The sequence below is a fragment of the Streptomyces sp. NBC_00223 genome (assembly GCF_036199905.1).
GTDB lineage: Bacteria > Actinomycetota > Actinomycetes > Streptomycetales > Streptomycetaceae > Actinacidiphila.
This window is the reverse complement of sequence record NZ_CP108109.1, coordinates 7303011-7328065: the sequence shown is the minus strand read 5'-3', so window position 1 is coordinate 7328065 and position 25055 is coordinate 7303011. Positions and strand designations below refer to the sequence as shown.

Annotated in this window: 20 protein-coding genes; 14 read left to right on the top strand and 6 right to left on the bottom strand. The window is 73.2% G+C overall.

Annotation, left to right across the window (positions count from 1 at the left end):
- The first annotated feature begins 10 nt into the window (after positions 1-10).
- From pelF to OHA30_RS31225, 10 genes are all read left to right on the top strand, one after another.
- Positions 11-1831, top strand: coding sequence for a GT4 family glycosyltransferase PelF (gene pelF / locus OHA30_RS31270; protein ID WP_328917222.1), 1821 nt, complete (start codon positions 11-13; stop codon positions 1829-1831).
- Entirely contained in the window at positions 1828-3315 is a 1488-nt protein-coding gene (locus tag OHA30_RS31265; RefSeq protein WP_328917221.1) for a hypothetical protein, read from the top strand. Before pelF ends, OHA30_RS31265 begins: the two co-directional genes overlap by 4 nt.
- Positions 3316-3350: 35 nt before the next feature.
- A complete protein-coding gene (locus OHA30_RS31260) occupies positions 3351-4352 on the top strand; it encodes a GDP-mannose 4,6-dehydratase (protein WP_328917220.1) in 1002 nt (333 codons plus the stop codon).
- A gap of 50 nt (positions 4353-4402) precedes the next feature.
- On the top strand, positions 4403-5116 hold the full coding sequence (locus tag OHA30_RS31255) for a sugar phosphate nucleotidyltransferase (RefSeq protein WP_328917219.1): 714 nt from the start codon (positions 4403-4405) through the stop codon (positions 5114-5116).
- 6 nt (positions 5117-5122) lie between these two features.
- Positions 5123-6877, top strand: coding sequence for an NAD-dependent epimerase/dehydratase family protein (locus tag OHA30_RS31250; RefSeq protein ID WP_328917218.1), 1755 nt, complete (start codon positions 5123-5125; stop codon positions 6875-6877).
- 35 nt (positions 6878-6912) lie between these two features.
- The gene (locus tag OHA30_RS31245; RefSeq protein WP_328918071.1) at positions 6913-7542 is read left to right on the top strand and encodes a spherulation-specific family 4 protein; all 630 of its coding nucleotides are present in this window, start codon (positions 6913-6915) and stop codon (positions 7540-7542) included.
- Positions 7539-8408: an endo alpha-1,4 polygalactosaminidase gene (locus OHA30_RS31240; protein WP_328917217.1), complete on the top strand. Its 870-nt coding sequence runs from the start codon at positions 7539-7541 to the stop codon at positions 8406-8408. Before OHA30_RS31245 ends, OHA30_RS31240 begins: the two co-directional genes overlap by 4 nt.
- A gap of 212 nt (positions 8409-8620) precedes the next feature.
- The gene (locus OHA30_RS31235; protein WP_328917216.1) at positions 8621-9742 is read left to right on the top strand and encodes an aldose epimerase family protein; all 1122 of its coding nucleotides are present in this window, start codon (positions 8621-8623) and stop codon (positions 9740-9742) included.
- Positions 9739-10152, top strand: a complete 414-nt coding sequence (locus tag OHA30_RS31230; RefSeq protein WP_328917215.1) for an NTP pyrophosphohydrolase — start codon at positions 9739-9741, stop codon at positions 10150-10152. Before OHA30_RS31235 ends, OHA30_RS31230 begins: the two co-directional genes overlap by 4 nt.
- 83 nt (positions 10153-10235) lie before the next feature.
- A complete protein-coding gene (locus tag OHA30_RS31225) occupies positions 10236-11669 on the top strand; it encodes a DNA-3-methyladenine glycosylase 2 family protein (RefSeq protein WP_328917214.1) in 1434 nt (477 codons plus the stop codon).
- Here OHA30_RS31225 and OHA30_RS31220 read toward each other — a convergent pair.
- Together OHA30_RS31220 and OHA30_RS31215 are read right to left on the bottom strand one after the other, a co-directional pair.
- Positions 11651-12790 carry a DUF5954 family protein gene (locus OHA30_RS31220; RefSeq protein ID WP_328917213.1) on the bottom strand — a complete coding sequence of 380 codons (1140 nt, stop codon included), beginning with the start codon at positions 12788-12790 and terminating at the stop codon, positions 11651-11653. The two genes, OHA30_RS31225 and OHA30_RS31220, sit on opposite strands and share 19 nt — an antisense overlap.
- Positions 12791-12903: 113 nt before the next feature.
- Positions 12904-14091, bottom strand: coding sequence for an ROK family protein (locus OHA30_RS31215; RefSeq protein WP_328917212.1), 1188 nt, complete (start codon positions 14089-14091; stop codon positions 12904-12906).
- Between the two features lie 140 nt (positions 14092-14231).
- Here OHA30_RS31215 and OHA30_RS31210 point away from each other — a divergent pair, with 140 nt between their 5' ends.
- The 4 genes from OHA30_RS31210 to OHA30_RS31195 all read left to right on the top strand — a co-directional run bounded on the left by OHA30_RS31210 (position 14232) and on the right by OHA30_RS31195 (position 18268).
- Positions 14232-15341: a Gfo/Idh/MocA family protein gene (locus OHA30_RS31210; protein WP_328917211.1), complete on the top strand. Its 1110-nt coding sequence runs from the start codon at positions 14232-14234 to the stop codon at positions 15339-15341.
- A gap of 1 nt (position 15342) precedes the next feature.
- Positions 15343-16263, top strand: a complete 921-nt coding sequence (locus OHA30_RS31205) for a sugar phosphate isomerase/epimerase family protein (protein WP_328917210.1) — start codon at positions 15343-15345, stop codon at positions 16261-16263.
- A 161-nt stretch (positions 16264-16424) separates the two neighbouring features.
- Positions 16425-17168, top strand: coding sequence for a sugar phosphate isomerase/epimerase family protein (locus tag OHA30_RS31200; RefSeq protein ID WP_328917209.1), 744 nt, complete (start codon positions 16425-16427; stop codon positions 17166-17168).
- Positions 17165-18268: a Gfo/Idh/MocA family protein gene (locus OHA30_RS31195; protein ID WP_328917208.1), complete on the top strand. Its 1104-nt coding sequence runs from the start codon at positions 17165-17167 to the stop codon at positions 18266-18268. Before OHA30_RS31200 ends, OHA30_RS31195 begins: the two co-directional genes overlap by 4 nt.
- A gap of 129 nt (positions 18269-18397) precedes the next feature.
- On the opposite strand, the gene OHA30_RS31190 is transcribed toward OHA30_RS31195, so the two are convergent.
- The 4 genes from OHA30_RS31190 to OHA30_RS31175 all read right to left on the bottom strand — a co-directional run bounded on the left by OHA30_RS31190 (position 18398) and on the right by OHA30_RS31175 (position 24976).
- The gene (locus OHA30_RS31190; RefSeq protein WP_405784977.1) at positions 18398-20635 is read right to left on the bottom strand and encodes an RICIN domain-containing protein; all 2238 of its coding nucleotides are present in this window, start codon (positions 20633-20635) and stop codon (positions 18398-18400) included.
- Between the two features lie 161 nt (positions 20636-20796).
- Positions 20797-21633 carry an undecaprenyl-diphosphate phosphatase gene (locus tag OHA30_RS31185; RefSeq protein ID WP_328917207.1) on the bottom strand — a complete coding sequence of 279 codons (837 nt, stop codon included), beginning with the start codon at positions 21631-21633 and terminating at the stop codon, positions 20797-20799.
- A 216-nt stretch (positions 21634-21849) separates the two neighbouring features.
- Positions 21850-23391, bottom strand: coding sequence for a glycosyl hydrolase family 18 protein (locus OHA30_RS31180; RefSeq protein ID WP_328917206.1), 1542 nt, complete (start codon positions 23389-23391; stop codon positions 21850-21852).
- A gap of 208 nt (positions 23392-23599) precedes the next feature.
- Entirely contained in the window at positions 23600-24976 is a 1377-nt protein-coding gene (locus OHA30_RS31175) for a S53 family peptidase (protein ID WP_328917205.1), read from the bottom strand.
- Positions 24977-25055: the final 79 nt, after the last annotated feature.

Here is a 25055-nt window from a genome sequence, read left to right as displayed (position 1 = left end):
CTTCACTTCGATGTACGCACTCACCGCAGAGCCGCTCTCGCGCGTCGCGCGGGTGACGATGCTGACCGAGGGAACGTATCCGCACGGCGCCGGCGGGGTCAGCGTCTGGTGCGACCAGCTGGTCCGGGGCATAGCGGACGTCGACTTCCGGGTCGTCGCGGTCACCGGCACCGGTCGGGAGCGGCCGGTGTGGGACCTGCCGCCGAACGTCCGCGGGCTCGACACGGTGCCTCTGTGGGGTGACACCCCGGAGGGGAAGGCACCGCGCGGCCGGGACCGCCGCGAGCTGCTGGCCTGCTGGGAAAGGTTTCTGCTGGCGCTGCTGGACGAGCAGAACGGTTTCCCCGTGGCCGGGAGCCAGGGTCCCGCGACAGGCGCCGCAGGCGCCGGGTACGGGGGCGCCGGGCCGATGCCGGCCCGGGTCGGCCTCGCCGAGCCGTCGGGCGCCGGGGCCGCCGATGGCGGATCGGGGAGCGCCGGGGGCGGGGGCGCCACGGGCTTCGAGGCCGGGGGGCCGGGAAGCGCCGGGGTCAGGGGCAAGGGGCCAGGGGGCGGCCGACTTGGCGGCGCGCGGCCGGACATCGGGGCCGAGCTGTACGCGCTTGCCCGGTGGGCGGAGCGCGGAACGCTCTCGGCCGGGCTGCGCGGCGAGGCAGCCGTACGGGTGTTGGCCCGGCTGTGGCGCAGGCCCGGTACGACCGTCGCGCGGTCCGCGCCCACCTGGCACGACGCGCTGACCGCGACCGAGCTGCTGGAGCACGCCCTGCGCCCACTGGCCGCCGTACTCCCGCCGGGCGGCGTCTCGCACGCGGTCAGCGGCGGGCTGGCCGCCCTGCCCGGCCTGGTCGCGCACGAGCGCCACGGCACCCCGCTGCTGCTCACCGAACACGGCGTCTACCAGCGCGAACGCTACCTCGGCTACCGGACAGGACCGTACCGCTGGCCGGTCAAGGCCCTGCTGCTCGGCTTCTTCCGGCTGCTGTCCGCCGAGACCTACCGGCGCAGCGCGCTGATCACCCCGGGCAACCGCTACAACCGCCGCTGGGAGGAGCACGGCGGCGCCGCGCCCGAGCGCATCCGCACGGTCTACAACGGGGTGGACCCCGGGGCCTTCCCGCCCGCGGGTCCCGAGCCCGAGGTGCCCACGCTGGCCTGGGCGGGCCGGATCGACCCGATCAAGGACCTGGAGACGCTGATCAGGGCGTTCGCGCTGGTCCGGGTGGAGATACCCACGGCCCGGCTGCGGATCTTCGGCGGCACCCCGCGTGGCGGTGAGGCGTACCGCGACCGGTGCGTCGCGCTGGCGCGGACGCTCACTGCGCCCGGCACCGGCGCCGACCCGGACCCGGCCGTCACCTTCGAGGGCCGGGTGGACGACATCCGCACGGCCTACGCGGCCGGCCAGGTCGTCATGCTCTCCAGCATCAGCGAGGGCTTCCCCTTCACCCTGATCGAGGCGATGTCCTGCGGCCGCTGCACGGTCTCCACGGACGTGGGCGGGGTACGGGAGGCGGTCGGCGACACCGGCCTGGTCGTCCCGCCGCGCGACCCGGCGGCGATGGCCCGGGCGGCGCTCGACCTGCTGCGTGATCCGGCCCGCCGGGCGGCGCTGGGCGAGGCGGCGCGGCTGCGGGTGATCGAGCAGTTCACCTTGCGGCAGACGATCGACGCCTTCCGCGGGATCTACGTCGGGCTCGGCGCGGAGTCGGAGCGCCGGACCGCCCGCAGGTGCGGCGGCGTGGCGTGGTTGCCGCGTATCTGGCGCCCGGAACCGCGAGGGTTGTCTGACGCCACGTCACATCCCGTGTGCGCGGCGGAGGACGGGCGATGAGCGGGCCGCTCGCCCTGGTCGCCCCCTGGCACGAGGGCGTCAACGACACCGCTGCGGACGGCGGTTCGGGGTCACTGCGACTGTCGCCGCGCCCGCTGCGCCGGGTGCCGTCCTGGGCGGTCGGCGACCCGGTGGCCGATCTGGGCGACGACCTGATCGAGCAGTGCGGAGCCGCCTCGCACCCCGACGAGATCGCCGCCCTGCTGGAGTCCGAGGGGCTGACGGAGGATCGGATCTCCGCGCGCTACGGGCATCCGGACCTCTTCTCGCTGGCCGCCGAACTCTTCGTCACCGTGCCCCGGCGCTTTCCCGAGCCGGAGCCGGCCGCCGACCCCTGGCGGGTCGACCCCTGGCGCTGTGTGCTGCGCGGGCTGACGTTCGCGCTGCCCGCCGCCGCGTATGTGCTCGGCGGGCGCTGGTCGGACGGGCCCGAGGGACCGTTCGGGGTGACCCGGGCGGTCGCCGCGTGGGCCATGGCGGCGCTGTGCGGCTGGGGCTGGAACCAGGGGCTCGCCCACCGCGCCCATCTGCTGCTCCTGGCCCAGCGGCCCGGTGCGGCCGCCCGTACGCTGCTGCGCGGCGCGGTGGCGGGGGCCGGGCTGAGTACGGTCGCGGCCGCCGCCGTGGCGAGGCCCGGCCTGCCGTCGGCGATCGTCTTCGCCGCCGGCCAGGCCCTCTATGTCGCCTCGGCCACGGTCCTGCTGGTGCTCGGCCGGGAACGCGCTCTCCTGTATGTCCTGGCGCCCCTCACCGTGGCGGCCTGCTGCGGCGCCGGCGGTCTGCCCTCCGGGGTGGTGGCCGCCGTCCTGACCGCCACGGTGGCCGCGGCAGCGGCGACCGCGCTGTCCGCGACCCTGGCCGCGGCACCCGCCGGCGACGCCGGGCTCGCCGCCAGGCTGCGGGAGCTGTGGCGCGGCGACGCCGAGGGCGGTTCGGGCGCCCTCGGTGCGTCGGTGGCGCACGGCGTGGGCGGGCTGGCCGTCGGCGTGCTGGTGGTGACGGCCGCGCTGTCCGGGCAGTTCGTGGGAGCGCTCACCGTGAGCATGGGGCTCGCCGAGTGGCTGCTGTTCCGCCTGCGCGGCCGGTCCCTGGCGGCGCTGCGCCGAACCCCCGTCGGCGAAAGGCCGTTCGTCCGCCCGTGGCGTGTGCTCGGCGGATGCCTGACCGGGTACGCCGCCGCGCTCACCGGCCTCGCCGCCGTGGAAGCCGCCGCCGTCCCCGGCGCCGCGAGCTGGAACCCGGCCCACCTGGGCGCCCTGCTCGCGCTCGGCTGCGCGCTGTGGCTCGCGCTGCTGCTCCAGTCGTGCGGCCGGCCGTGGACCGGCGCGTGCGTACCGGCTGTCGCCTCGGTGACCGCCGTCGGTCTGCTCGCCGCACACGTCGCCGCGCCCGGCACCGTACTGACCCTGGTCTGCGCGAGCGCCGCCGCCGTTCTGCTGGCCGCGTCCCTCACCGTCACCGCACGGGTGACGACTCATCACTGACGTTCCGTCAACTTCCCTTGCAAGGAGATCTGTTCATGTCCTCCGAGACTCCCGTCGCCGTGACCGGCGCCGAGGGCTTCATCGGCTCGCACCTGGTGGAGGCACTGGTCGCCTCCGGCCGCCGGGTGCGCGCGATGGTGCAGTACAACTCGTTCGCGTCGCACGGCTGGCTGGAGGTGCTGCCGCCCGAGGTGCTGGACCGGGTCGAAGTCGTCCTCGGGGACGTACGCGACCCCGGTTCGGTACGGTACTTGGTCACGGGCTGCGACACCGTCTACCACCTGGCCGCGCTGATCGCGATCCCGTACTCCTACCGCGCGCCGCGCAGTTATGTGGACACCAATGTGTCCGGGACGCTCAACGTCCTTGAGGCGGTGCGGGACGCGGGCACCCCACGGCTTGTGCACACCTCGACCAGCGAGACGTACGGCACCGCGCGGACCGTACCGATCTCCGAGGACCACCCGATCGTCACGCAGTCGCCGTACTCGGCCTCGAAGGCGGGCGGCGACCGGCTCGTGGACAGCTACCACGCGAGTTTCGGCACGCCGGTGGTGACGCTGCGGCCGTTCAACACCTTCGGGCCCCGGCAGTCGATGCGTGCGGTGATCCCGACGGTGATCGGCCAAGTCGCCGCCGGGGAAAGGGAGGTGACGCTCGGCGATCTGCGGCCGACCCGTGACTTCACCTTCGTAAGGGACACCGCCGCCGCCTTCCTCGCGGTGGGCACGGCGCCGGCCGAGAGCGTGGTGGGCCGTACCTTCAACGCCGGTACGGGCGGGGAGATCTCGGTCGGCGATCTGGTCCGGCTGATCGGCAAGCTGATGGACGCGGATCTGGCCGTACGCGAGGACGCGCGGCGGCTGCGGCCGTCGGGGTCCGAGGTGATGCGGCTGGTCTGCGACGCGTCACGGCTGCGCGCGGCCACGGGCTGGGCCCCGGCCCACAGCCTGGAGGACGGGCTGGCCCGCACGATCGACTTCTTCCGCGACCCGGCCCATCTGGCCCGCTACAAGACCACCGTCTACAACATCTGACGCCACGTCAACTCATCTAGTCCGCACGATCCCTGGGGGACGTCATCACCATGCACGCGGTCATCCTCGCCGGCGGAAAGGGGGTACGGCTGCGGCCGTACACCACCGCCCTGCCCAAGCCGCTCGTACCGATCGGCGACAGCCACGCGATCCTGGAGATCGTGCTGCGCCAGCTCGCGGTCCGCGGTTACCGCCGCTGCACGATCGCCATCGGGCATCTCGGCAACATCATCCGCGCGTACGTCGGCGACGGCGCGCAGTGGGGCATCGACGTCGACTACGTCACGGAGGACAACCCACTGGGCACGATGGGCCCGCTGCTCACCATGCTCGACCGGCTGCCCGAGCACTTCCTGGTGATGAACGGCGACATCCTCACCGACCTCGACTTCGCGGACGTGCTGCGCCACCACAGCGGTTCGGGGACGCCGATGACCATCGCCACCTACGCCAGGACCGTCAGCATCGACTTCGGGGTGCTCAGCACGGACGAGGGCGAGGTGGTCGGCTTCACGGAGAAGCCGAGCATGGACTACCGGGTGTCGATGGGGGTGTACGGGGTCTCCCGGAACACGCTCTCCGGCTATACGCCGGGGCTGCCGCTGGGGTTCGACGAGGTCGTGCTCGATCTGCTCGCGGCCGGGCGTCCGCCGCGCGCGTACGACTTCGACGGCTACTGGCTGGACATCGGCAGGCCCGACGACTACGACCGGGCGAACGCCGAGTTCAGCGGGTTGCGCGAGCTGCTGCTCAAGGAGGCGTGAGCACGGGTGAGACGGATTCTGGTGCTGGGCGGCGGCGGGTTCCTCGGCGCGCCGGTGTGCGCCCGGCTGGGCACGGGCGCCGGCGGTACGGTGCTGCTGCGCGGGGAGCGCTCTCCCGGTCATGCGCTGACGGCGGATCTGGCGACCGTGTCCGTGGACACGCTCGCCCGGCAGCTGACCGCGCTGGCACCCGACGCGGTGGTCAACTGCGCGGGTGTGGTGGCCGGTTCGGCGAGCGAGCTGTGCGCGGTCAACGCGCGCGGGCCGGCCGTGCTGGCCGAGGCGATGGCGATGGCGACACCGGCGGCGCGGCTGGTGCATCTCGGCTCCGCCGCGGAGTACGGGCCCGCGGCGGCCGGGACAGCGCTCTCCGAGCAGGCGGCCGCCCGGCCGGTGGGTGTGTACGGCGCGTCGAAGCTGGCGGGGACCCTGGCGGTGACCGGTTCCGGGCTCGACGCGGTCGTGCTGCGGGTCTTCAACCCGGTCGGCGCGGGCGCTTCACGGGCGGGGCTGCCGGGGCGGCTGGCCGCGGCCTTCCGTGACGCGCCGCCGCACGGCACGGTCAGGACCGGCAGCCTGGCCGCGTACCGCGACTTCGTGGACGTGACGGATGTGGCCGAGGCGGTGGCGCTCGCGGCGTCCGCGCCCGGGCCGCTCCCGCCGGTCGTCAACATCGGGTCGGGCCGCGCGACCCTGGCGCGGACGCTGGCCGCGGAGCTGGCGGAGGTCGCGGGGTTCACCGGGCGCATCGAGGAGTCGGGAGCCCGGTCGCCGAGGTCGGCGGAGATCGACTGGCACGAGGCGGACATCGCGCTCGCGGTGCACATACTGGGCTGGCACCCCACGCGTACGCTGCACTCGGCGCTGACCTCCCTCTGGCAGGCGGCCGCGCCGCCCCTCGCCCACCCCGAGGACCCGGCTCCCGCGCGGCCCACGCCCCATCGCCCGCCCCCGAAGGCCGCCCCGCTGCCCGCCGTCACGGACCTCCTCCCCCGCACCGCGTATCCGGACGGGACAACCGCACGGCCACCCGCACCCGGCCCCGGCAGCCCACCCACCACCGGTCCGGCAAGGCCGACGACGGCGGAATCCGACCCGGCCCCGGCACAGCGCCACGACGCCACCCACCAACCACACACCGACGTGACCGGGACATCCGTACGACTTCCCGTGCCCGGCCCCGGCAGCCCACCCACCACCGGTCCGGCAAGGCCGACGACGGCGAAATCCGACCCCGACCAGACACAACGCCAGGACGCCACCCACCAACCACACATCAACGCGACCGCCGACGCGGTGCGGCCGCCCGCGCCCGGCCCCGGCGGCCCACCCACCACCGGTCCGGCAAGGCCGACGACGGCGAAATCCGCCCCCGACCAGACACAACGCCACGACGCCACCCACCAACCACACACCGACGTGGCTGTCGGTACCGTGCGGCCGGCTCCGCCGGGCCCCGCCCCCGCGGGGTCCGGCCGCCGCCTGGGCGGCGTCGGTGCCACGACCCGGCCGGCTCCGCCCGGCGGCCTCACCAACCTGCCACCCGCCCAGAGCAGCCCACCGGCCGTCACTCCCCCGAAGTCCCCCGGCGCGGCCCTCACCGCGCCAACTCGGGCGCCGCGCGGGCGAGATGACAGCGAGGTCCGCGCGCTGCTGTGGGACAGCGCCGCAGGACCCGCGCTGCCGCCGGGCGCCAGCGAGGTCCGCCCGCTGCTGTGGGACAGCGCCGCAGGGCCCGCGCTGCCGCCGGGCGCGCGGTGAGCCCGGAACCCGGCGCGGGAGCGCTCCTCGTGCCGATGTACGTGCATCCCGCCGTCGACCCGGGCGCGTGGCAGGCGCTGGAGAAGGCGGCGGGAGGGCTGTACGGGGTCGTGGTCAACGCGGCGGACGGCCCCGGCGACCGCGTGGACCCGGTGTTCGCCGCGGCCGCCGCCCGGCTGCGCGGGGCGGGGGTACGGCTGCTCGGGTACGTCGACACCGGCTACGGCGGCCGCCCGCTGCGGGCCGTACTCCGCGACCTGCGCCGCCACCGCGCCTGGTACGGCACGGAGGGCGTGTTCTTCGACCGGGTCGCGTCCGGGCGGGCCCAACTGCCGTACTACCGGCGGCTGTCCGCGGTCGCGCGGCTGTGCGCGGCCCGGACCGTCGTGCTCAACCCGGGGGTGCACCCCGACCCCGGGTACGCCGCCGTCGCCGACCTGCTGGTGACCTTCGAGGGGAGCTGGGCGCAGTACCTCGGGGCGGAGGTGCCGACCTGGACGTCCGCCCACCCGCCGGAGCGCTTCTGCCATCTGGTCTACGGTGTGCCCGGGGGCCTCGGCTCGCGTGTCGCGCTGACGGCCGCGCGGCGGGGCGCCGCCGTACACTGCGCGGTGCCGGGCAGCCCGCCCAACCCCTGGAGCCACGCCCCGGAGACCGCCGCATGACCCGCGACCCGCACCCCCGTCCGAACCGCCCCCCGACCAGGCGCCCGCCTCGCCCCGCCGCCCGTCGGCTCGCCGCCCTCGCCGTACTCCTGCTCGCCCTCACCGCCTGCTCCTCCCCCGGCGGCCCCGCCCCCACCCCCGTGGACGGCGACCGGGCCCCCTCCCCCACCCGCTGGCAGCCGCGCCCCGGCACCCCCTGGCAGTGGCAGCTCAGCGGCACCCTCGACCGGTCCGTCGACGTGCCGGTCTACGACATCGACGGCTTCGAGAACGGCGCCGACGCCGTACGCGCCCTGCACACCGACGGCCGCAAGGTGATCTGTTACATCAACGCGGGCGCGTGGGAGTCCTTCCGGCCGGACGCCGACGACTTCCCGGCCTCCGTACGCGGCAAGGGCGACGGCTGGGACGGCGAACGCTGGCTGGACATCCGCCGGGTGGACGTCCTGCGTCCGCTGATGGCGGCCCGCTTCGACATGTGCCGGAAGAAGGGCTTCGACGCGGTGGAGCCCGATCTGCTGGAGGGCTACGCCAACACCACCGGCTTTCCGCTGACGGCACGTCAGCAGCTGGCGTACAACCGGATGATCGCGGGCCTGGCCCATGACCGCGGGCTCGCGGTGGGGCTCAAGAACGACCTCGACCAAGTGCCCGCCCTCGTCGCGGACTTCGACTTCTCGGTGGACGAGCAGTGCGCGCAGTACAAGGAGTGCGAGTCGCTCACGCCGTTCATCGCCGCCGACAAGGCGGTGTTCCACGCCGAGTACAAGCTGACGACCGATCAGTTCTGCCCGGTGAGCCGGAAGTTGCGGCTCAGCTCGATCGGCAAGCACCTCGCGCTCGACGCCTGGCGCACGGCCTGCTGACGGCACGCGCGACGCGCGGAGCCGGACGGCCCGGGCGGGCCGTCGCGCGGCCGGCGGTGGAGCGGGTGGTGGCGCGGCTGACCGGCGGCCGGGAGGTGCGTCCCGAGCGCATCCGTCCCGGCCGCACGCCGGTCACCCGGGAGGCCGGCGCGCCGCCGCTCGTATGATGGCCCGCTGCTTCCCGTCCGCCCGCCGACCCCAAGGACCGACGTATGTCCACTGCCGTCACCCCGCCCACCCGTGAGCCCTTCGGCACCGCCCCCGACGGCCGGGCGGTCGAGCTCTGGCGGCTCACGTCGGCCGCCGGAGTGAGCGCCGAGATCCTCACCTACGGGGGCGTCCTGCACGCCCTGCACGTGCCCGACCGGGCCGGGCGGACCGCCTCGGTGGTGCTGTCGCTGCCGGACGCGGCCGCGTACGCCACCCGCAGCCCGTACTTCGGCGCGCTGGTCGGGCGCTACGCCAACCGGATCGCGGAGGGCCGCTTCACGCTGGACGGCCGGGTCCACCATCTGCCGGTCAACGACCGCGGCCACACCCTGCACGGCGGTCCCGACGGCTTCCACCGGCGGATCTGGCGGGCCGAGCCGCTGTCCGACGGGTCGCTGCGGCTGTCGCTGAACAGCCCGGACGGCGACATGGGCTTCCCGGGCGCGGTGGAGGTGACGGCGACCTACGCGCTCGACGCGGCGGGGACGCTGGCGCTGGACTTCGAGGCGCGCACCGACCGGCCGACGGTCGTCAACCTCACGAACCACGCGTACTTCAACCTGGCGGCGGCGCAGGACGGTCCGGACAGCGACGGCGGCGGGAGCGGGGACGGCAGCGTCCTGCGCCATGTGCTCCGCGTCGACGCCGACCGCTACCTTCCCGTCTCCCCCGAGGGCATCCCGTGGGGACCCGAACTCGACGTGTCCGGGACGCCCTTCGACTTCACCGTGCCGCGCCCGGTCGGCGACGGCATCGACCGGCCGGACCCGCAGCTGAAGGCGGCCGGCGGGTACGACCACTGCTGGGTGCTGCGCTCCCCTGGCGGCTCGGGGGCGCCGCGTACGGCCGCGGTGCTGCACGAACCGGACAGCGGCCGGACGCTGGAGGTCCGCACTACCGAGCCGGGTGTCCAGGTCTACACGGCCAACGGGCTGGAGGGCGCGCCGGCCGGGCCCGACGGGCACCGGCAGGACGCGCACAGCGCGATCTGCCTGGAGACGCAGCATCTGCCCGACTCGCCGAACCGGCCGGAGTACCCCTCGACCGTGCTGCGGCCGGGCGAGGTCTTCCGCAGCCGGACCGAGTTCCGCTTCCCGCACCTGGACGGCCGGAGCGCCGGATGACACCGCGCCCGCTGCTGGTCGTGGACGGCGCGAACGTGGTCGGCTCGGTGCCCGACGGCTGGTGGCGCGACCGGAGGGGCGCGGCGGAGCGGCTGCGCGACGCCCTGGTGCCGCTCGCCGCAGCCGGGCTGCCGGCGGACTCCGGCGCGCCCGGCTGGGCGGTCGGCGCGGCGCTCGACGTGGTGCTGGTGGTGGAGGGCGCGGCGCGCGGGGTCGCCGCCGTGCCGGAGGTGGCGGTCGAGTCGGCGCCGGGCAGCGGCGACGACCTGATCGCGGAGCTGGCCGCCCGGTCCCGTACGGACGCCCCCGACCGCCCGTGCCTGGTCGTGACGGCCGACCGGGGGCTGCGCGCCCGGGTCACGGCGGCGGGCGCGTCGTACATCGGACCGCGCGCGGTCCGGCGGCGCTGAGGCAGGAGGGCCGAGCTGTACGGCCCCCCATGACGTCCGAAATCCGCCAGTGACCCGACCGCGCCCGGCCCATACTGGGACGTATGACGACGGAGGACAGCAGGTACGAGGCGGTGCGCAGCCGGGACGCGCGGTTCGACGGCGTGTTCTTCTTCGCCGTGGCCACGACCGGGATCTACTGCCGTCCCAGCTGCCCGGCGGTCACCCCGAAGCGGGAGAACGTCTCCTTCCACCCGACGGCCGCGGCCGCGCAGGGCGCCGGTTTCCGGGCCTGCCGCAGATGCCGTCCCGACGCGGTGCCGGGCTCGGCGGACTGGAACGCGCGGGCCGACGTCGTCGGGCGGGCCGTGCGGCTGATCGGCGACGGCGTGGTGGACCGCGAGGGCGTGGCGGGACTGGCCTCGCGTCTGGGCTACAGCTCCCGGCAGGTGCAGCGCCAGCTCAACGCGGAGCTGGGCGCGGGCCCGATCGCGCTCGCCCGGGCGCAGCGCGGGCACACCGCGCGGGTGCTGCTCCAGACCACCTCGATGCAGGCGGCCGAGATCGCCTTCGCGGCGGGCTTCGCGAGCGTGCGGCAGTTCAACGAGACGATCCGGGAGATCTACGCGGCCACCCCGACCGAGCTGCGGACGGCCCGCCGGGGCAGCGGCCCCGACGGCGCCGCCGGTATCCCGCTGCGGCTGGCGTACCGGGGGCCGTACGCGGCCGGGCAGGTCTTCGACTTCCTCGCCGCGCGGGCCGCCGCCGGGGTGGAGGAGGTCACCGAGGGGCCGGGCGGGCGTACGTACCGCCGTACGCTGCGGCTGCCGCACGGCGCGGGCATCGCCGAGGTGGCCGAACGGGCGGGCGCCGGGCGGTGGTTGGAGTGCCGGCTGCACCTGGACGATCTGCGGGACCTGACCACGGCGACCCACCGGGTGCGGCGGCTGTTCGACCTGGACGCCGATCCGCTCGCGGTGGCCGAACGGCTTGGCGCGGACCCGGAGTTGGCGCCGCTGGTGGCGGCCCGTCCCGGGCTGCGCGCGCCGGGCGCCGCGGACCCGGAGGAGCAGGCGGTACGGACCGTGCTCGGCGAGGGGCTGGCGCCGGCCGAGGCACGGCGGGCCGTGGCGGCGCTGGTGGCCGCGTGCGGCGAGCCGCTGGCGTCCCCGAGCGGCGGTCTGACGCGTCTGTTCCCACGCCCGGCCGACCTGGTGGGCGCCCGGCTCCCGGATCTGCCCGGTGAGCGCGGGGCGGTGGTCCGTACGGTCGCGGCCGCGCTGGCCGACGGCGTGGTGCGGCTGGACCCGGGGGCGGACCGGGAGGAGGCCGAGCGGTCGCTGCTGGCGCTGCCCGGGGTGAGTCCGTGGGCCGCGGGGTACATCCGGATGCGGGCGCTGGGCGACCCCGATGTGCTGCCGGACCCGGCGGCCGCAGGGGCGGCCCGGTGGCGGCCGTGGAGTTCGTACGCCACGCATCACCTGTGGGCGGCGGGCAACGGGCCCCGGCCGCAGGGGAGTCAGGGCCGGCCGCGCTGAAGTGCCGCGCGCCGCCGCCTGCCCTCGTCGAAAAGCTCCATGAACTTCTCCATCCGCTCGTCGGGCTCCTCGTCCTCCTCCTCGTCGACGGGCACGCCCTGTTCGCCGATCTGCTGCTCATGGACCATGACCGGCGGGATCGGATCGGGGTCGGAGGGGCGGGGGCCCTCGGGTCCGTCGGGGCCGATGCGCAGCAGGCGTTCGACCCGGACGACACGGAAGTGCCGCCCGGCGACGTCGAGTTCGTCGCAGTGCTCGGTGTCGATCCGGTCGGCGGCCCGCAGATAGACCTCGCACTCGTCGGCGTCGAGGTCGGTCTGCCAGGGCACCATCACCCGCAGATGCATGGCGAGTCCGTCCCTGGCGGCCTGCGGGGTGGCCGCGGTACCGGCCGGATCGGGCTGCCAGCGGCCGCCCTCCCGCTCGGCGGTCATGAAGGTGGCCGGGAGCAGCACCCCGCCGGGGTGGGTGCGGGCCGCCTTCCGCGAGTCGTGCCGGACATCGCTGGGCACGCTGCCGTTCTTCCGCAGGGCGGTGAGGAGTTCGGCCCGCAGGACGCCCTCGGAGACCCGGCCCGTGCGGGCGGGCGCCGAGGGGTCGAGGGGGTCGACGACCAGGCCGCCCGCCGGGTCGTAGCTGGTCCGTGCGGCGTCCGACCTGCCGGGGTCGGGGTCGGTGGCCCGGGGCGGCTCGGGTCCGTCGGGTCCCATCCGTACGAAGCGCTCGGCGCGCACCACCCGGTAGCGCTCGCCGCGTACGGTGAGCTCGTCCAGCGGTTCCCAGTCGAGGCGTTCACCGGCCGCCAGATAGACCGTACGGGCCTCGTCGTCGCCCTCCTCGGCGGCGGCCTGGGCGAGCTGGCGGAAGTGGGCGCCGAGTCCGTCGCGGGCGTCCTGCGGGGCGAGTCCGGCGAAGTGCGGGTGCAACTCCCAGCCGCCCGACTCGCGTTCGCGGGCCACACCGAAGACCGGGCCGCCCGCGAAGACCATCGACGGGTACTTCTTGCGGGCCTTCCACGCCTCCACGTCGGCGAGTTCGGCGACCGGCGAGTCCGGGGTGGTCACCCGGATCGTCCGGTACGCGGAAACGCCGTCCTCACCTTCATCGTCTCGCGCGTCCATGCCACCAGCATGCCCATAGAGCATGCCGGTAGGCGGCGGTTCGCCGAAACGGACCACCCGTCCGGGGGGAGCTGACGAGCCGTCAATCCGCAGCCGGAGTGCGGAATTCCAGGTCAGACGGCGCCGGGGGACTTTCGGATCATTCGCCCGATTCCTTCGGGCGACAGCAGGTGCCGTACGGCCAGCCGGCGGGCGCCCTCGATGCCGGCCCGGCGGCCGAGCACGGTGGTCTCGATGGCGACGGTCCTGGTGGCAAGCGGCAGGGCGCGGCGGTAGACGGCGGCCCGGATGTCGGCGAGCAGGTCGTCATGGAGGCTGGCGATGCTGCCGCCGAGCACGATCGTGTCGGGGTTGTGGAAGCTGACCAGCGAGGCCAGCACCTCGCCGATCCGCTGGGCGGCCAGCCGCACCTGGCGGCGGGCGAGCGGATCGCCGCCCGCGACCAGGCGGACGACGTCCGAGACATGCTCGACGGGCAGCCCGGCCTCGCGCAGGGTCGCGGCGATGGCGGCGCCGGAGGCGACGGCCTCGACGCAGCCGGTGTTGCCGCAGTGGCACAGCACGTCGTCGTGGCCGGGCACCCGGATGTGGCCGATGTCGCCCGCCGCGCCGGTCGCCCCGCGGTGCACCACCCCGCCCGAGACGATGCCGCAGCCGATGCCGGTGCCGACCTTGACGTAGAGCAGATGGGCGCTCGACGGCCGGTGGGCGTACTCGCCGAGCGCCATCATGTTCACGTCGTTGTCGACCAGCACGGGCGCGTCGAAGCGGCCGGCGAAGAAGGCGGGGACCCGGTAGCCGTCCCAGCCGCGCATGATCGGCGGGCGGATCACCGTACCGGTACGGGCCTCGACCGGGCCGGGGACGCCGATGCTGATCGCCCGGACATGGCTGCCGGGGTGGCCGGCGGCGGCCAGCAGCCGGCCGATCTGCCGGTGCAGGCCGGTGAGTACGTCGGCCGGCCCGTCGTTGATGTCCAGTTCCTCGGTGGCCTCGGCCAGGACGGCGCCGCCGAGTTCGGCGACCGCGACCGTGCTGTGGGTGGCGCCGAGGTCGACCGCGCAGACCACGGAGGTGCGCGAGGCGAGTTGCAGGGTCAGCGGCGGCCGTCCCCGGTCGGTGACCACCGTGCCGGTCTCCACCAGCAGGCCCTTGGCGATCAGCAGGTCCACCCGCTGGGCGACGGCGGCCCTGGACAGACCGGTCGCGGTGGCGAGCTGGCTGCGCCGGGTGGTGCCGCCGGCCACGAGTCCGGCGAGTTCGCTGAGCGCGGTCAACTGCCGGTCGCCTGCTGCGGTCACCTGTTCCTGCCTTCGTCGGGATCTGCGCGGGGTTCCGGCCGCCGGTCCGTGATTTATGACAGAAGTTAGCGGAAATATTGCCATTGTCAACCGAAAGAGCGGTGGCTAGCGTTTCAAGCAAGCGGAAATGGAGGGCATTTGTGCGCCTGATCTCATCGAGCCTGTCGGCTCCGCGTACGGCGGTGGCCGGCGCGGGCATGATCGGACGAGTTCATCTGGACGCCGTGCGGCGCACCGGGGCCCCGGTGGTCGGCATCAGCGCCTCGACCCCCGCGCGCGCCAAGGAGGCCGCGGCGGAGCTGGGCGTGGAGCGGGCCTACGACACCTCGGAGGAGCTGGTCACCAGCGACGACGTGGACGTGGTGCACATCTGCACACCGAACGACGCGCACGCCCGGCTGGCCGAACTCGCCCTGCGGGCAGGCAAGCACGTGGTGTGCGAGAAGCCGCTGACCACCTCGGCGGCCACCGCGGACGCGCTGGCGGCGCTGGCCGCCGAGAGCGGCAGGGTGGCCGCGGTCCCCTTCGTCTACCGCTACCACCCGATGGCCGCCGAGGCCCGGGCCCGGGTGCTGGACGGGCGGGCCGGGGACGTACGGCTGGTGCACGGCCACTACCTCCAGGACTGGCTCTCGCGGCCGGACGACACCAACTGGCGGGTCGACGCGGTGGCCGGAGGGCCTTCGCGGGCCTTCGCCGACATCGGTTCGCACTGGTGCGACCTGGTCGAGTGGGTGACCGGGCACCGGATCACCGAGCTGACCGCGGTCAGCCGGACCCTGGACCGGGACGGCGGCCGGCCGGCCACCGAGGACGTGGTCCAGCTGCTGTTCGTCACCGACCGGGGTGCCACCGGGGCGGTGACGGTCTCCCAGGTCTCGCCGGGCCGCAAGAACCGGCTGTGGTTCGAGGTCGACGGCGCCCGTACCTCGCTCGCCTTCGACCAGGAGAACCCGGAGTCGCTCTTCGTCGGCGGCCGCGGCGAGAACGCCGTGGTGCTGCGCGACCCGGCCACCCTGTCCCCCGCCGCGGCCCGCCTTTCGGTGGTGCCCGGCGGTCATCCGATGGGGTATCTCGACTGCTTCGCGGCCTTCGTCCGCGATGTGCACGCCGCCGTCCGCGCGGACGGCACCGGGGACGCGGCCGAGCCGCCCGCGTTTCCCACCTTCGACGACGCCGCCCGCATGGTGCGCCTGACCGAGGCCGTACTCGGCTCGGCGGCCGACCGGACCTGGAAAGAGGTCTCCTGAGATGAAGCTGGGCTTTCTGACCGCCTGCCTTCCGCAGCTCCCGCTCGCCGAGATCGCCGCGTGGGCGGCCGCGCACGACTACCAGGCGCTGGAGGTGGCCACCTGGCCCTCCACCGGCTCCCGGGAGTTCGAGGCGAGCCACATCGACGTGGTGGGCCTCGACAAGCGCCGGGCCGACGAGACCCGCGCCCTGTTCGACCAGCACGGCCTGACCCTGTCCGCGCTGGCGTACTACGAGAACAATCTGCACCCCGACCCCGCCCGCAGGTCCGAGATCGCCGCCCATGTACGGGCCAACGTCGACGCGGCCGCGCTGCTCGGCGTGGAGTACGTCGGCACCTTCGTCGGCCGGCACCCCGGGCTCTCGGTCAAGGAGAACCTCGCGCAGGCCGAGCGCGAACTGCCGCCGCTGGTCGAGTACGCGGGCGAGCGCGGCGTGAAGATCATCATCGAGAACTGCGTGATGGAGGGGTGGCACCCCGACGGCTACCCCGGCAACCTCGCCTACTCCCCCGAGCTGTGGGAGTGGATGTTCGACCTCGGGCTCTACCTCAACTACGACCCCTCGCACCTGCTGTGGCTCGGCATCGACCCGGTCACCGCGCTGAAGCCGTACATCGACCGCATCCCGCACGCGCAGGCCAAGGACGCACAGCTCGACCCGCGCGCCCGGGACCGCTACGGCGTCTTCGGCCGCTCGGTGGCCCGCACCGACGGCTGGGACAGCGGCTGGTGGCGCTACCGGGTGCCGGGCCTGGGCGACGTCGACTGGCGCGGAGTCGTCGACACGCTCTACGAGGGCGGCTTCACCGGGGTGCTGTCCGTCGAGCACGAGGACCCCGTCTGGAGCGGGGACGTGCGGCGGATCACCCAGGGGCTGGAGATCGCCCACCGCACGCTGCGCCCGCTGATCGTCGGCTGAACCCGTCACACCCGCGTCGCCCGCACTGCCCGACTGCCCGCACCGCCCGCACCGCCCGGCACCCACCCGTGCCACCGCACCCGCCCGGGCCACGCCGTGACCCGGCGCCCCGGCCGCACCCCCGCCGTACCACCGCAGTCCTTCCAGGAGGCATCGCTTCGATGGCCACACCCCTGAGCATCCAGCTCTACACCCTCCGGGACCAGATCGCCGCCGACCGCGACGGCGCCCTGACCCGGCTCGCCGAGATCGGCTACCGCTCGGTCGAGGCATACGATCCGACCGCCGACCCGGCCGGCTTCCGCAAGGTCGCCGACGGCCTCGGGCTGAGCGTGTCCAGCACCCACGCCTACGCCCTGTTCGACAAGGACCCGGGCGAGGTCTTCGACGCGGTCGCCACCATCGGCACCGACCTGGCGATCATTCCGGGCGGCATCGCGCACGAGGAGTTCACCGGCCTCGACGGGCTGCGCCGCACCGCCGACCTGATCAACGGCTTCGCGGCGAAGGCCGCCGAGCACGACATCCGGATCGGCTACCACAACCACTGGTGGGAGATCGAGCCGCGGTTCGCCGGCCGTACGGCACTTGAGGTGCTGGCCGATCTGCTGGCGCCCGAGGTGTTCCTTGAGGTCGACACCTACTGGGCCGCGGTCGGCGGCGCCGACGTGCCCGAGCTGCTGCACGCCCTCGACGACCGGGTGCTCGCCCTGCACGTCAAGGACGGCCCCGGCGTGAAGGACGAGCCGCACACCGCCGTCGGCAAGGGGGACATCGATGTGCCGGCGATCCTGGCCGCCGCCCCCGAGGCGCTGCGGATCGTCGAACTCGACACCTGCGCGGGCGACATCTTCGAGGCCGTCGCCGAGAGCCACGCCTATCTGACCGGGCTGGAGAACTCATGAGCACGGGCCCGGTCGGCGTCGCACTGGTCGGTGCCGGGGTGATCAGCACCCAGTACCTGACCGCGCTCTCGGCCTTCCCCGACATCCGGGTGCTGGCCGTCGCCGACCTCGACGTGGAGCGGGCCCGGGCCGCTGCCCGGGAGTTCTCCGTACCGGTGGCGGGCGATGTCGCCTCGGTGCTGGCGATCCCCGAGGTGGAGATAGCCGTCAATCTGACCATACCGGCCGCGCACGCCGAGGTGGCGGCGGCCGCGCTGCGGGCGGGCAAGCACGTCTACGGCGAGAAGCCGCTGGCGCTCGCGCCCTCGGACGGCGCGAAGATCCTCACCGAGGCGCGCTCGCGGGGACTGCGGGTGGGCAGCGCGCCCGACACTTTCCTCGGCGCGGGCCTTCAGTCGGCGGCCCGGGCGCTGGCGGCCGGAGTCATCGGCGAGCCGGTGAGCGTCACCGCCGTCACCCAGGGCCCCGGGCCGGAGAGCTGGCACCCGAGCCCCGAGTTCCTCTTCCAGTACGGCGCCGGGCCGCTGTTCGACATCGGCCCGTACTATCTGACCGCGCTGGTGGCCCTGTTCGGCCCGGTAACGCGGGTGGCCGCGACCGCGCGGCAGGCGCGCGAGCGGCGGGTGATCGGCTCCGGGCCCAGGGCGGGCACGTCGTTCGCGGTCGAAGTACCCACGCACGTCCACGCGTTGCTGGACTTCGCGAGCGGGCCGAGCGCGTCGGCGACCTTCAGCTTCGACTCCTCGGTGCCGCGCCGGATGATCGAGATCACCGGCACCGAGGGCACGTTGTCGCTGCCCGACCCGAACACCTTCGAAGGGCCGCTGCGGGTAAGGGCGTTGGGTGAGGACTCTTGGCGGGAGCTGCCCGTGACGGGTACGAGCGCCGGGCGCGGCATCGGGGTGCTGGACATGGCGCGGGCCCTGCGGTCCGGCGGCGAGCACCGCGCGTCGGGCGAACTGGCCCAGCATGTCCTGGAGTTGATGGCCACCGTGGCCGAGTCGGCCGAACGGCACGGCTTTGTGGATCTGGAGTCGCCGGCACCCGTCGTGGAGACGCTGCCGGACGGCTGGGACCCGGTGGTGGCGACGCTGACCTGACCGGCGTCGCCACCACCGAAAAACCGGGTGCGGTCCCGGTTGCCCGGTCGGCCCACCCGTGGGGGGATGGACCGGCCGGGCTTTTTCGATGCCGCCGGCTCGCCGGCCGCAGGGGGCCGGCGGGCGGGGTTACGGGTAGCTGGTGAGGTCCGTGACCTGGTGGCCGCTGTTGACGGCCGCTCCGGTCGTGTTGATGACATGGCTGATCGTGCCGACTCCGCCGAGCGAGACGGTCACCATGTCGTGGAACTTCACGCCCGAGGTGTTGGGCACCTGGAAGGCGTTGGCGGAGACCACCGAGGAGTTCGTGCTGAAGTAGCAGTAACTGCCAAGACCCCACGCCTCATGGCTGGTCACCGAGTCGGCCACCTTGTACGCCGGGTAGCCCTGCGAGGAGCCGTTCATCCAGGACGACTGGTTGGGCGGGTCGTACGGCATCTCGTTCTGGAAGAAGTACGTCCGGCCGCCGTTCCCGTTCCACAGCACCTGGGTCTTCTGGTAGTGCTCGACGAACAGGCCGTACGCCGTGACGTTCTGGCCGTTGACGATCACCCCGGTGTCGGCCGTGTTGGTGGTCCAGCCGACCGTGCCGCCGTTGCCGTGGTCGGCCCGCCAGGCCCAGGTGTGGTCGATGATCGTGTTGTTGCTGTTGATCACCAGCGACTGGGTGGCCTTGCCGACGGTCGCGCCGCCGATCCGGAAGAAGACGTCGGACAGACTGGTCGGGTCGGCTGCGTGGTTGGCGGACGAACCGGCCGCGCCGATCTGCATCAGCGTCTGGGAGTTGGTGGTGCCGGCGTCGATGAGCAGACCGGCCAGCTTCACCCCGTCCACGTCGGAGGTGCTGACCGCCGTGATGCCGTTGTCCGGGACGAGGGTCGCCAGACCCATGCCGAGCACGACGGTGTCGGGGCGGGTGATGTTGAGCGTCTGGTTGAGGTGGTAGACGCCCGGGGTGACCAGCAGGTTCTTGCCCGCCGCGAGGGCCGCGTTCATGTCGGCCGCGGTGGCGCCGGGCTTGACGACGTAGAACTGGTCGATCGGCAGCGACTGTCCGGCCGGGGTCTTGCCGTTCCAGGTGGTACCGGAGGCGTTGGACTGGAGCGCGGGCACGAAGACCTGGTACTTGCCCGAGCCGTCGATGTACAGGAACGGCTTCTCGCGGATCACCGGGCTGCTCGCGACGGTGGTGTAGGTCGGGAAGCTCTGGGCGGGCGCGCCCTTGTCACCGACGAAGACCATGTTCCAGTTGGAGCCGCTCCAACTGCCCATCTCCGTGTCCTTGGTGAGGAACTGCTGCTGGGACCCGGACTGGATCTGGCCGTCGACCTTGCTGTCGGAGATGAAGCCGCCGCTGGACCAACCGCCGTCGTCCAGCGCCAGGTTGCCGCGTACGTGCATCCGCCGGTAGGGGGCGGCCTGCGAGACCGCCCAGCGGTCGGTGCCGCCGGTCGGGTTGACGGACAGGTTCTCGGCGTCGCGCCAGAAGTTCTGGGTGGCGTTGCCCTGGAACCAGTCGGCCTCCGCGTGCACGGCGCCGTTGATGGTGACGTTGTCCGGGCTCAGGCCCAGTCCTGCGACCTGGGTGTAGAAGCCGACGTTGACGTCCGCGCTGTAGGTGCCGGGCTTGAAGAACACCGCGTAGCGCTGGCTGCCGAACTGGTTGGTCTGCTGCTGGCTGAAGATCGAGTTCAGCTTGGTCTGGATGGACGACGCGGACATCGACGGGTCGAAGATGACGACGTTCGGGCCCAGGTCGGGGTTGTCGCCGGTCGGCGGGGGCGTGGTGGTGGTGCCACCGCCGCTGCCGCTGACGTTGAAGGACTGGGCGGCGGTCCCGTTGCAGGTGTACTGCTGCAACTGGACGCTGTCCGCGGTCGAGGCGCTGGGCACGTCCAGGCACTTGCCGCTGTTGCGGTTGACGAAGTGGAAGGCACCGCCGGCCTCGGCGACCGGCAGCCACTGCTGGTTGGCGCCGCCGCCGTACAGCCACAGCTGGGTGAGGGCGCCGTCGGCGGTGGAGACACCGGTCTCGTCCCAGACCTGGTTGGGGGCGCCGGCCGCGCCGATCCGGTAGTAGCCGCTGTCGGTCGCGGTGAACTGCCACTGCTGGGCGGCGGTTCCGTTGCAGGTGTACTGCTGCACCGCGGTGCCGTTGACGGTGACGGCGGCGCGCGCGTCCACGCACTTGCCGCTGCCCACGCCGGTGACCGTGGCGGGAGAGGTCGGGACGGTGGCCGCACCGGCGTTCCCGGCGGAGAGCAGCGCGAGACCGGCCGACGCCGGAAGCAGAAGTGCCGCCGTGAGAGCGGCGGTTCGTCGGCGGCGACGGGCGGGGTGGATGGGCACGGTGGGATCGTGGATCACGCGTGTCTCCTCAGTCGCGTTGTGGGGTCGCGATGCGGTTCGGACGCTAGGGGCCACCTGCCGGGGAGTCAATACACATCAAAAAATAAGTCGTGAACTATGCACCGCGCGAAAGGGCCCGGCCGCGGCGGCCGGGCCCTGGACGACGCTCTCCCGAGCGGTCAGGAGCTGATCACATCGGTCGACAGCAGGCCGATCAGCAGCAGGCCGACCACGATCCGGTAGATCACGAAGGAGTTGAAGGAGTGGCGCGCGACGAACCGCAGCAGCCAGGCGATGGAGGCGTAGGCGACGACGAAGGAGACCAGCGTGCCGACCGCGAGCGCGGGCACGCTGACGCCCCCGCCGGTCGCGTCCTTGAGCTCGTAGATCCCGGCGCCGGTGAGCGCGGGCAGGCCGAGGAAGAACGACAGACGGGTGGCGGCGGTCCGGTCCAGATCGCGGATCAGCGCGGTGGAGATGGTGGCGCCGGACCGGGAGAAGCCGGGGAAGAGCAGCGCGAGGATCTGCGAGGCGCCGACGATCATCGCGTCCTTGAAGGTGACCTGGTCCTCTCCCCTCTTGAATCGCGCCATCTGCTCGGCGCACCACATGACGACGCTCCCGCCGATCAGCGAGAAGGCCACCACCCACAGCGAGCCGAGCGGCCCGTCGATCAGGGGTTTGGCGGCGAGCCCGACGATCACGATCGGGATCGTGGCGAAGATCACCCACCAGGTGAACTTGTAGTCGTGATTGTCACGTTTTCCGCTGTTGAACAGCCCGGCCAGCCAGGCGCCCACGAACCGGGTGATGTCCTTGAAGAAGTACACGAACACCGCGGCGATGGCGCCCACCTGGATCACGGCGGTGAAGCCGACGACAGCCTTGTCGTCGACCGGGATGTTCATCAGGCCCTCGGTGAGCTTGAGATGCCCGGTGGAGGAGACCGGCAGGAACTCGGTCACTCCTTCCACTATGCCGAGAATGAAGGCCTGGCCGACGCCGATGGCACTCATGGGTGGTCCCGTCCCCTGGTCTCTCCGGTGAGGTGTACGGCCTGGCGGCGCCGCACGGACGGAGCGGGCGCGCCCGCAGGCGTGCCCGCTCCGCTCCGACTACATTCGCGTAGACGTTCGGTGCGACTTTAGAGGATCACCGGGCGTCGTACGAAGCCGGGGCCGTGCCGTCCGGTGGGCCAGGGGCCCACCGGACGGTACCGGAGGAGGCGGGGATCAGCAGGCGCCGAGGTCCTGCCAGACACCCCACTCACCGGTGGTACCGGGGGTCTCGCCCGTCGTCCACCACTTGGCCAGCCAGTTGTGGCCGCCGTAGGACACATGGTCGCCGCCCACGTAGATGGCGGTCTTGTTCCAGGCGGTGGTGGTGCAGCCGGTGGTCGGGCCTGTGACGGTCAGCACATAGGTGGCCGCGTGGCTGCCGGAGGCCGCCGTGCCGTTCACCGTGAGGGTGTAGGTGCCGGGGGCGGCCGAGGCGGTGGTGGCGACCGTCAGGGTGGAGTTGCCGCCCGCGGTGACCGAGGCCGGGCTGAGCGAGGCCGTGACACCGGCGGGCGCGCCGCTGACGGTGAGGGCGACGGACTGCGCGGAGCCGTTGGTGACGGCGGTGTGCACCGTCGAGGTGGCCGAGGCGCCGGCCAGGACCGAGCCGGAGGCCGGGCTCAGCGAGACCGAGAAGTCATTGGTGGTCGGCGGGGTCGTGGTGCCGCCGCCGCTGGTGAACGGCTCGAAGGTGTGGCTGAACTGCCAGGTGGTCTGCGTGGTGCCGGAGCAGGAGTCCGAGCCCCCGGTGCCGGGGCAGCCGCCGTTGTCGCGCTGGAGGGCCCAGAACGACAGGGTGTTGATGCCCTTGCTGACCGCCCAGTTGTAGACGGTGGTGGCGTTGGCGGTGGTGAAGGTCTCCGCGGGGCCGTAGTCGTCGATGCCGGGCATCTCGATGACGCCGATCGAGCCCCACAGCTGGGCGTCGGTCTTCGTCGGGTAGAGCGTCGCCAGCTGGTTGTGCAGTCCGGTGGCGGCGGTCTGGGTGTCGGTGGCCATGTTGTGCGTGGCACCGTCGTAGTAGTCGAACGTCATGAGGTTCACGACGTCGATCCGGGCGCCGTTGGTGACCGCGTTCTTCAGCACGTTCAGCCCGGAGGAGGCCAGGCCGGTGGTGGTGGTCGGCAGGGTGTAGGAGAACTGGATGCTGCGCCCGTTGGCCGCCGCCCAGTCCTCGACCACCTTGATCGCCTTGTTGCGGCGGTCGATGCCGGCGGTCTTGGTCAGCGAGTTGTCCTCGATGTCGAGGTCGATCCGGCTGATGTCGTAGGTCGTGATGACCTTCTCGTACGCCGCGGCGATGGAGTTGACGTCCGTGCAGCTGTCGGCCAGCTCGGTGCCCGTGTTGTCGGCCGTGTAGCCGCCGAAGGACGGGATGACGTCGCCGCCGGAGGCGTGCAGGATGTTGATGTCGCCGCCGAAGCTGGCGGACGAGATCGGCAGGCTGCTGTCGCCGTTCCAGTACGGCGTGCAGGAGCCGACGGAGGCCGTCTGGATGAAGGCCATCGTCAGGTACTTGTTGCCCGAGGCGGACGCCAGTCCGGAGAGGCTGTCGCCGTTCCACGCCTCGAAGTACGGGGCGAAGACATGGGCGGGCAGCGGGGTCGCGGCGTGGGCGGTGCCGGCGCCGCCGGTCAGGGCGAGCCCTGCCGACGCGGCCGCGGTGACGAGCCCGGTGAGCAGTGCGCGAATGGGTCTGCGAACGCGTCCGGTCATGGACCGCGCTCCCTTCGGTGGGGGGACGTGCTCTGGTCTAAACCAATAATGTTGGTCTGGACCACCAGACTGTCAAGAGTCCTAACAAACAATTGGACTGGACCACTTGACGGTCGGTTTTCAGCCGCGGCCCCACGCGCGTCCGCCGCCGCACCCGGCCGGTGCGGCGGCGGACTCCCCTATGCGGTCGGCGCGTTCCCGACGTCCCTCAGTGCCGCCACCCTCCGGCGGCGAGGGCGTGCGCGAACCGTGTGGCGTCCAGGGTGCCGACCCCGGTCGCCATGTCGTACCCCTTCACCGCGGTGTAACCGGGCACGCCGTCATAGCTGTTGTCCGTCCCGTCGGCCACGTCCACGATCCCGGTGTACCTGCTGTCGTCGGCCGCCAGCGCGTACAGCGCCTCGTGCAGGTCGCCCAGCCGGCGCCCGGCGAGCTGGTCGGCCAGCGCGACGACGCCGGAGAAGAGCGGGCTGGACTCGCTGGTGCCGCCGTAGACGTTCCAGCCGACCTCCCTCGGGTCGTAGCTGGAGTACACCCACGCGCCGCCGTCGACCGCGGCGGACATCGAGATGTCGGGCGTACCGCGCCGCTCGCCGACGACGTCCTTGACCCCGTTCTGGTACGAGGGCCGCGCGAACACCTGCGACGTGCCGCCGCCGCTCGCGCCGTAGTCGTGGTACACGCTGTCGGGCGCGGTACGGTTCCCCGCCTCGTCCAGGTGCAGCTGGGTGCCGCCGACCGACACGACCAGCGGGTCGGCCGACGGCCAGGAGTTCACGGCGTACGGGTAGTTGACGCTGCCGTCCGCGATCGCGTCGGTCGCGCCGCTGTCGCCGGAGGAGCCCAGGACGGTCACCCCGTGCCGGGCCGCGTCCTCGAAGGCGTAGCGCAACTGCTGAAGGGCCGCGAAGTCACCGTGCTCGAAGCCGGGGAAGGTGTTCTCGGTCGCGCCGAAGCTCTGCGAGATCACATCGCCGATCCCGCGGTCGATCAGCGACTTCTCCGCGTCCATCATCTCCGGCAGACCGGTGACGCCCTCGGTCTCGGCGACCCCGGTCTCCACCAGCACCAGATGCGCGTCGGGCGCCACCGCGTGGGCCATCTCCACGTCCAGGCTGCTCTCCCCCGCCCACCCGCTCTGGTCCGGGTCGGTCGCGTCGAAAGGCGGTACGTCGCCCCACCTGACGATCTGCACCTGCGTGCTCGGGATGCCGAACTGGGCACTGTAGACGTCGAGATCGTGCTGGATCGTCGGGGAGCCGTACGAGTCCACGATCACGATCGTGCGGCCCTTGCCGGTGATCCCGGCCCGGTAGAGCGGGTCGAGGTCGTACGCCTGCCGGTACTGCTGGGGCGTGTAGCAGTTGATGCCCCACTTGTCCTGGCACTGCGCGATGGTCAGCGGGCTGCCGGCGCCGCTGACCAGCCGGTGCCCGGTCACGGCCGGCCGCGGCCTGACGGGCGGCGCTGCGGCGGCGGCGCCGGCCGCCCCGGTCACCGGGGGGAGGAACAGGGCCGCGGCGGTCAGGGCGGTGGCCCCCGCCGTGACGGCCGCGGCGCGTGAAAGCGGACGAGGTGGGCGCATGCACTCTCCTTGGGTGGCGGATCTCCTGGTGGCGGAGCACCGCGGCCCGGGGACGGCCGCCGTGCGCACCACGAGGGAT

Bases quoted from the DNA above. Each gene is read 5' to 3' on its own strand.
- pelF (WP_328917222.1), top strand. From the start codon at position 11: ATGTACGCACTCACCGCAGAGCCGCTCTCGCGCGTCGCGCGGGTGACG.
- OHA30_RS31265 (WP_328917221.1), top strand. From the start codon at position 1,828: ATGAGCGGGCCGCTCGCCCTGGTCGCCCCCTGGCACGAGGGCGTCAAC.
- OHA30_RS31260 (WP_328917220.1), top strand. From the start codon at position 3,351: ATGTCCTCCGAGACTCCCGTCGCCGTGACCGGCGCCGAGGGCTTCATC.
- OHA30_RS31255 (WP_328917219.1), top strand. From the start codon at position 4,403: ATGCACGCGGTCATCCTCGCCGGCGGAAAGGGGGTACGGCTGCGGCCG.
- OHA30_RS31245 (WP_328918071.1), top strand. From the start codon at position 6,913: ATGTACGTGCATCCCGCCGTCGACCCGGGCGCGTGGCAGGCGCTGGAG.
- OHA30_RS31240 (WP_328917217.1), top strand. From the start codon at position 7,539: ATGACCCGCGACCCGCACCCCCGTCCGAACCGCCCCCCGACCAGGCGC.
- OHA30_RS31235 (WP_328917216.1), top strand. From the start codon at position 8,621: ATGTCCACTGCCGTCACCCCGCCCACCCGTGAGCCCTTCGGCACCGCC.
- OHA30_RS31230 (WP_328917215.1), top strand. From the start codon at position 9,739: ATGACACCGCGCCCGCTGCTGGTCGTGGACGGCGCGAACGTGGTCGGC.
- OHA30_RS31225 (WP_328917214.1), top strand. From the start codon at position 10,236: ATGACGACGGAGGACAGCAGGTACGAGGCGGTGCGCAGCCGGGACGCG.
- OHA30_RS31220 (WP_328917213.1), bottom strand. From the start codon at position 12,790: ATGGACGCGCGAGACGATGAAGGTGAGGACGGCGTTTCCGCGTACCGG.
- OHA30_RS31205 (WP_328917210.1), top strand. From the start codon at position 15,343: ATGAAGCTGGGCTTTCTGACCGCCTGCCTTCCGCAGCTCCCGCTCGCC.
- OHA30_RS31200 (WP_328917209.1), top strand. From the start codon at position 16,425: ATGGCCACACCCCTGAGCATCCAGCTCTACACCCTCCGGGACCAGATC.
- OHA30_RS31195 (WP_328917208.1), top strand. From the start codon at position 17,165: ATGAGCACGGGCCCGGTCGGCGTCGCACTGGTCGGTGCCGGGGTGATC.
- OHA30_RS31185 (WP_328917207.1), bottom strand. From the start codon at position 21,633: ATGAGTGCCATCGGCGTCGGCCAGGCCTTCATTCTCGGCATAGTGGAA.
- OHA30_RS31180 (WP_328917206.1), bottom strand. From the start codon at position 23,391: ATGACCGGACGCGTTCGCAGACCCATTCGCGCACTGCTCACCGGGCTC.
- OHA30_RS31175 (WP_328917205.1), bottom strand. From the start codon at position 24,976: ATGCGCCCACCTCGTCCGCTTTCACGCGCCGCGGCCGTCACGGCGGGG.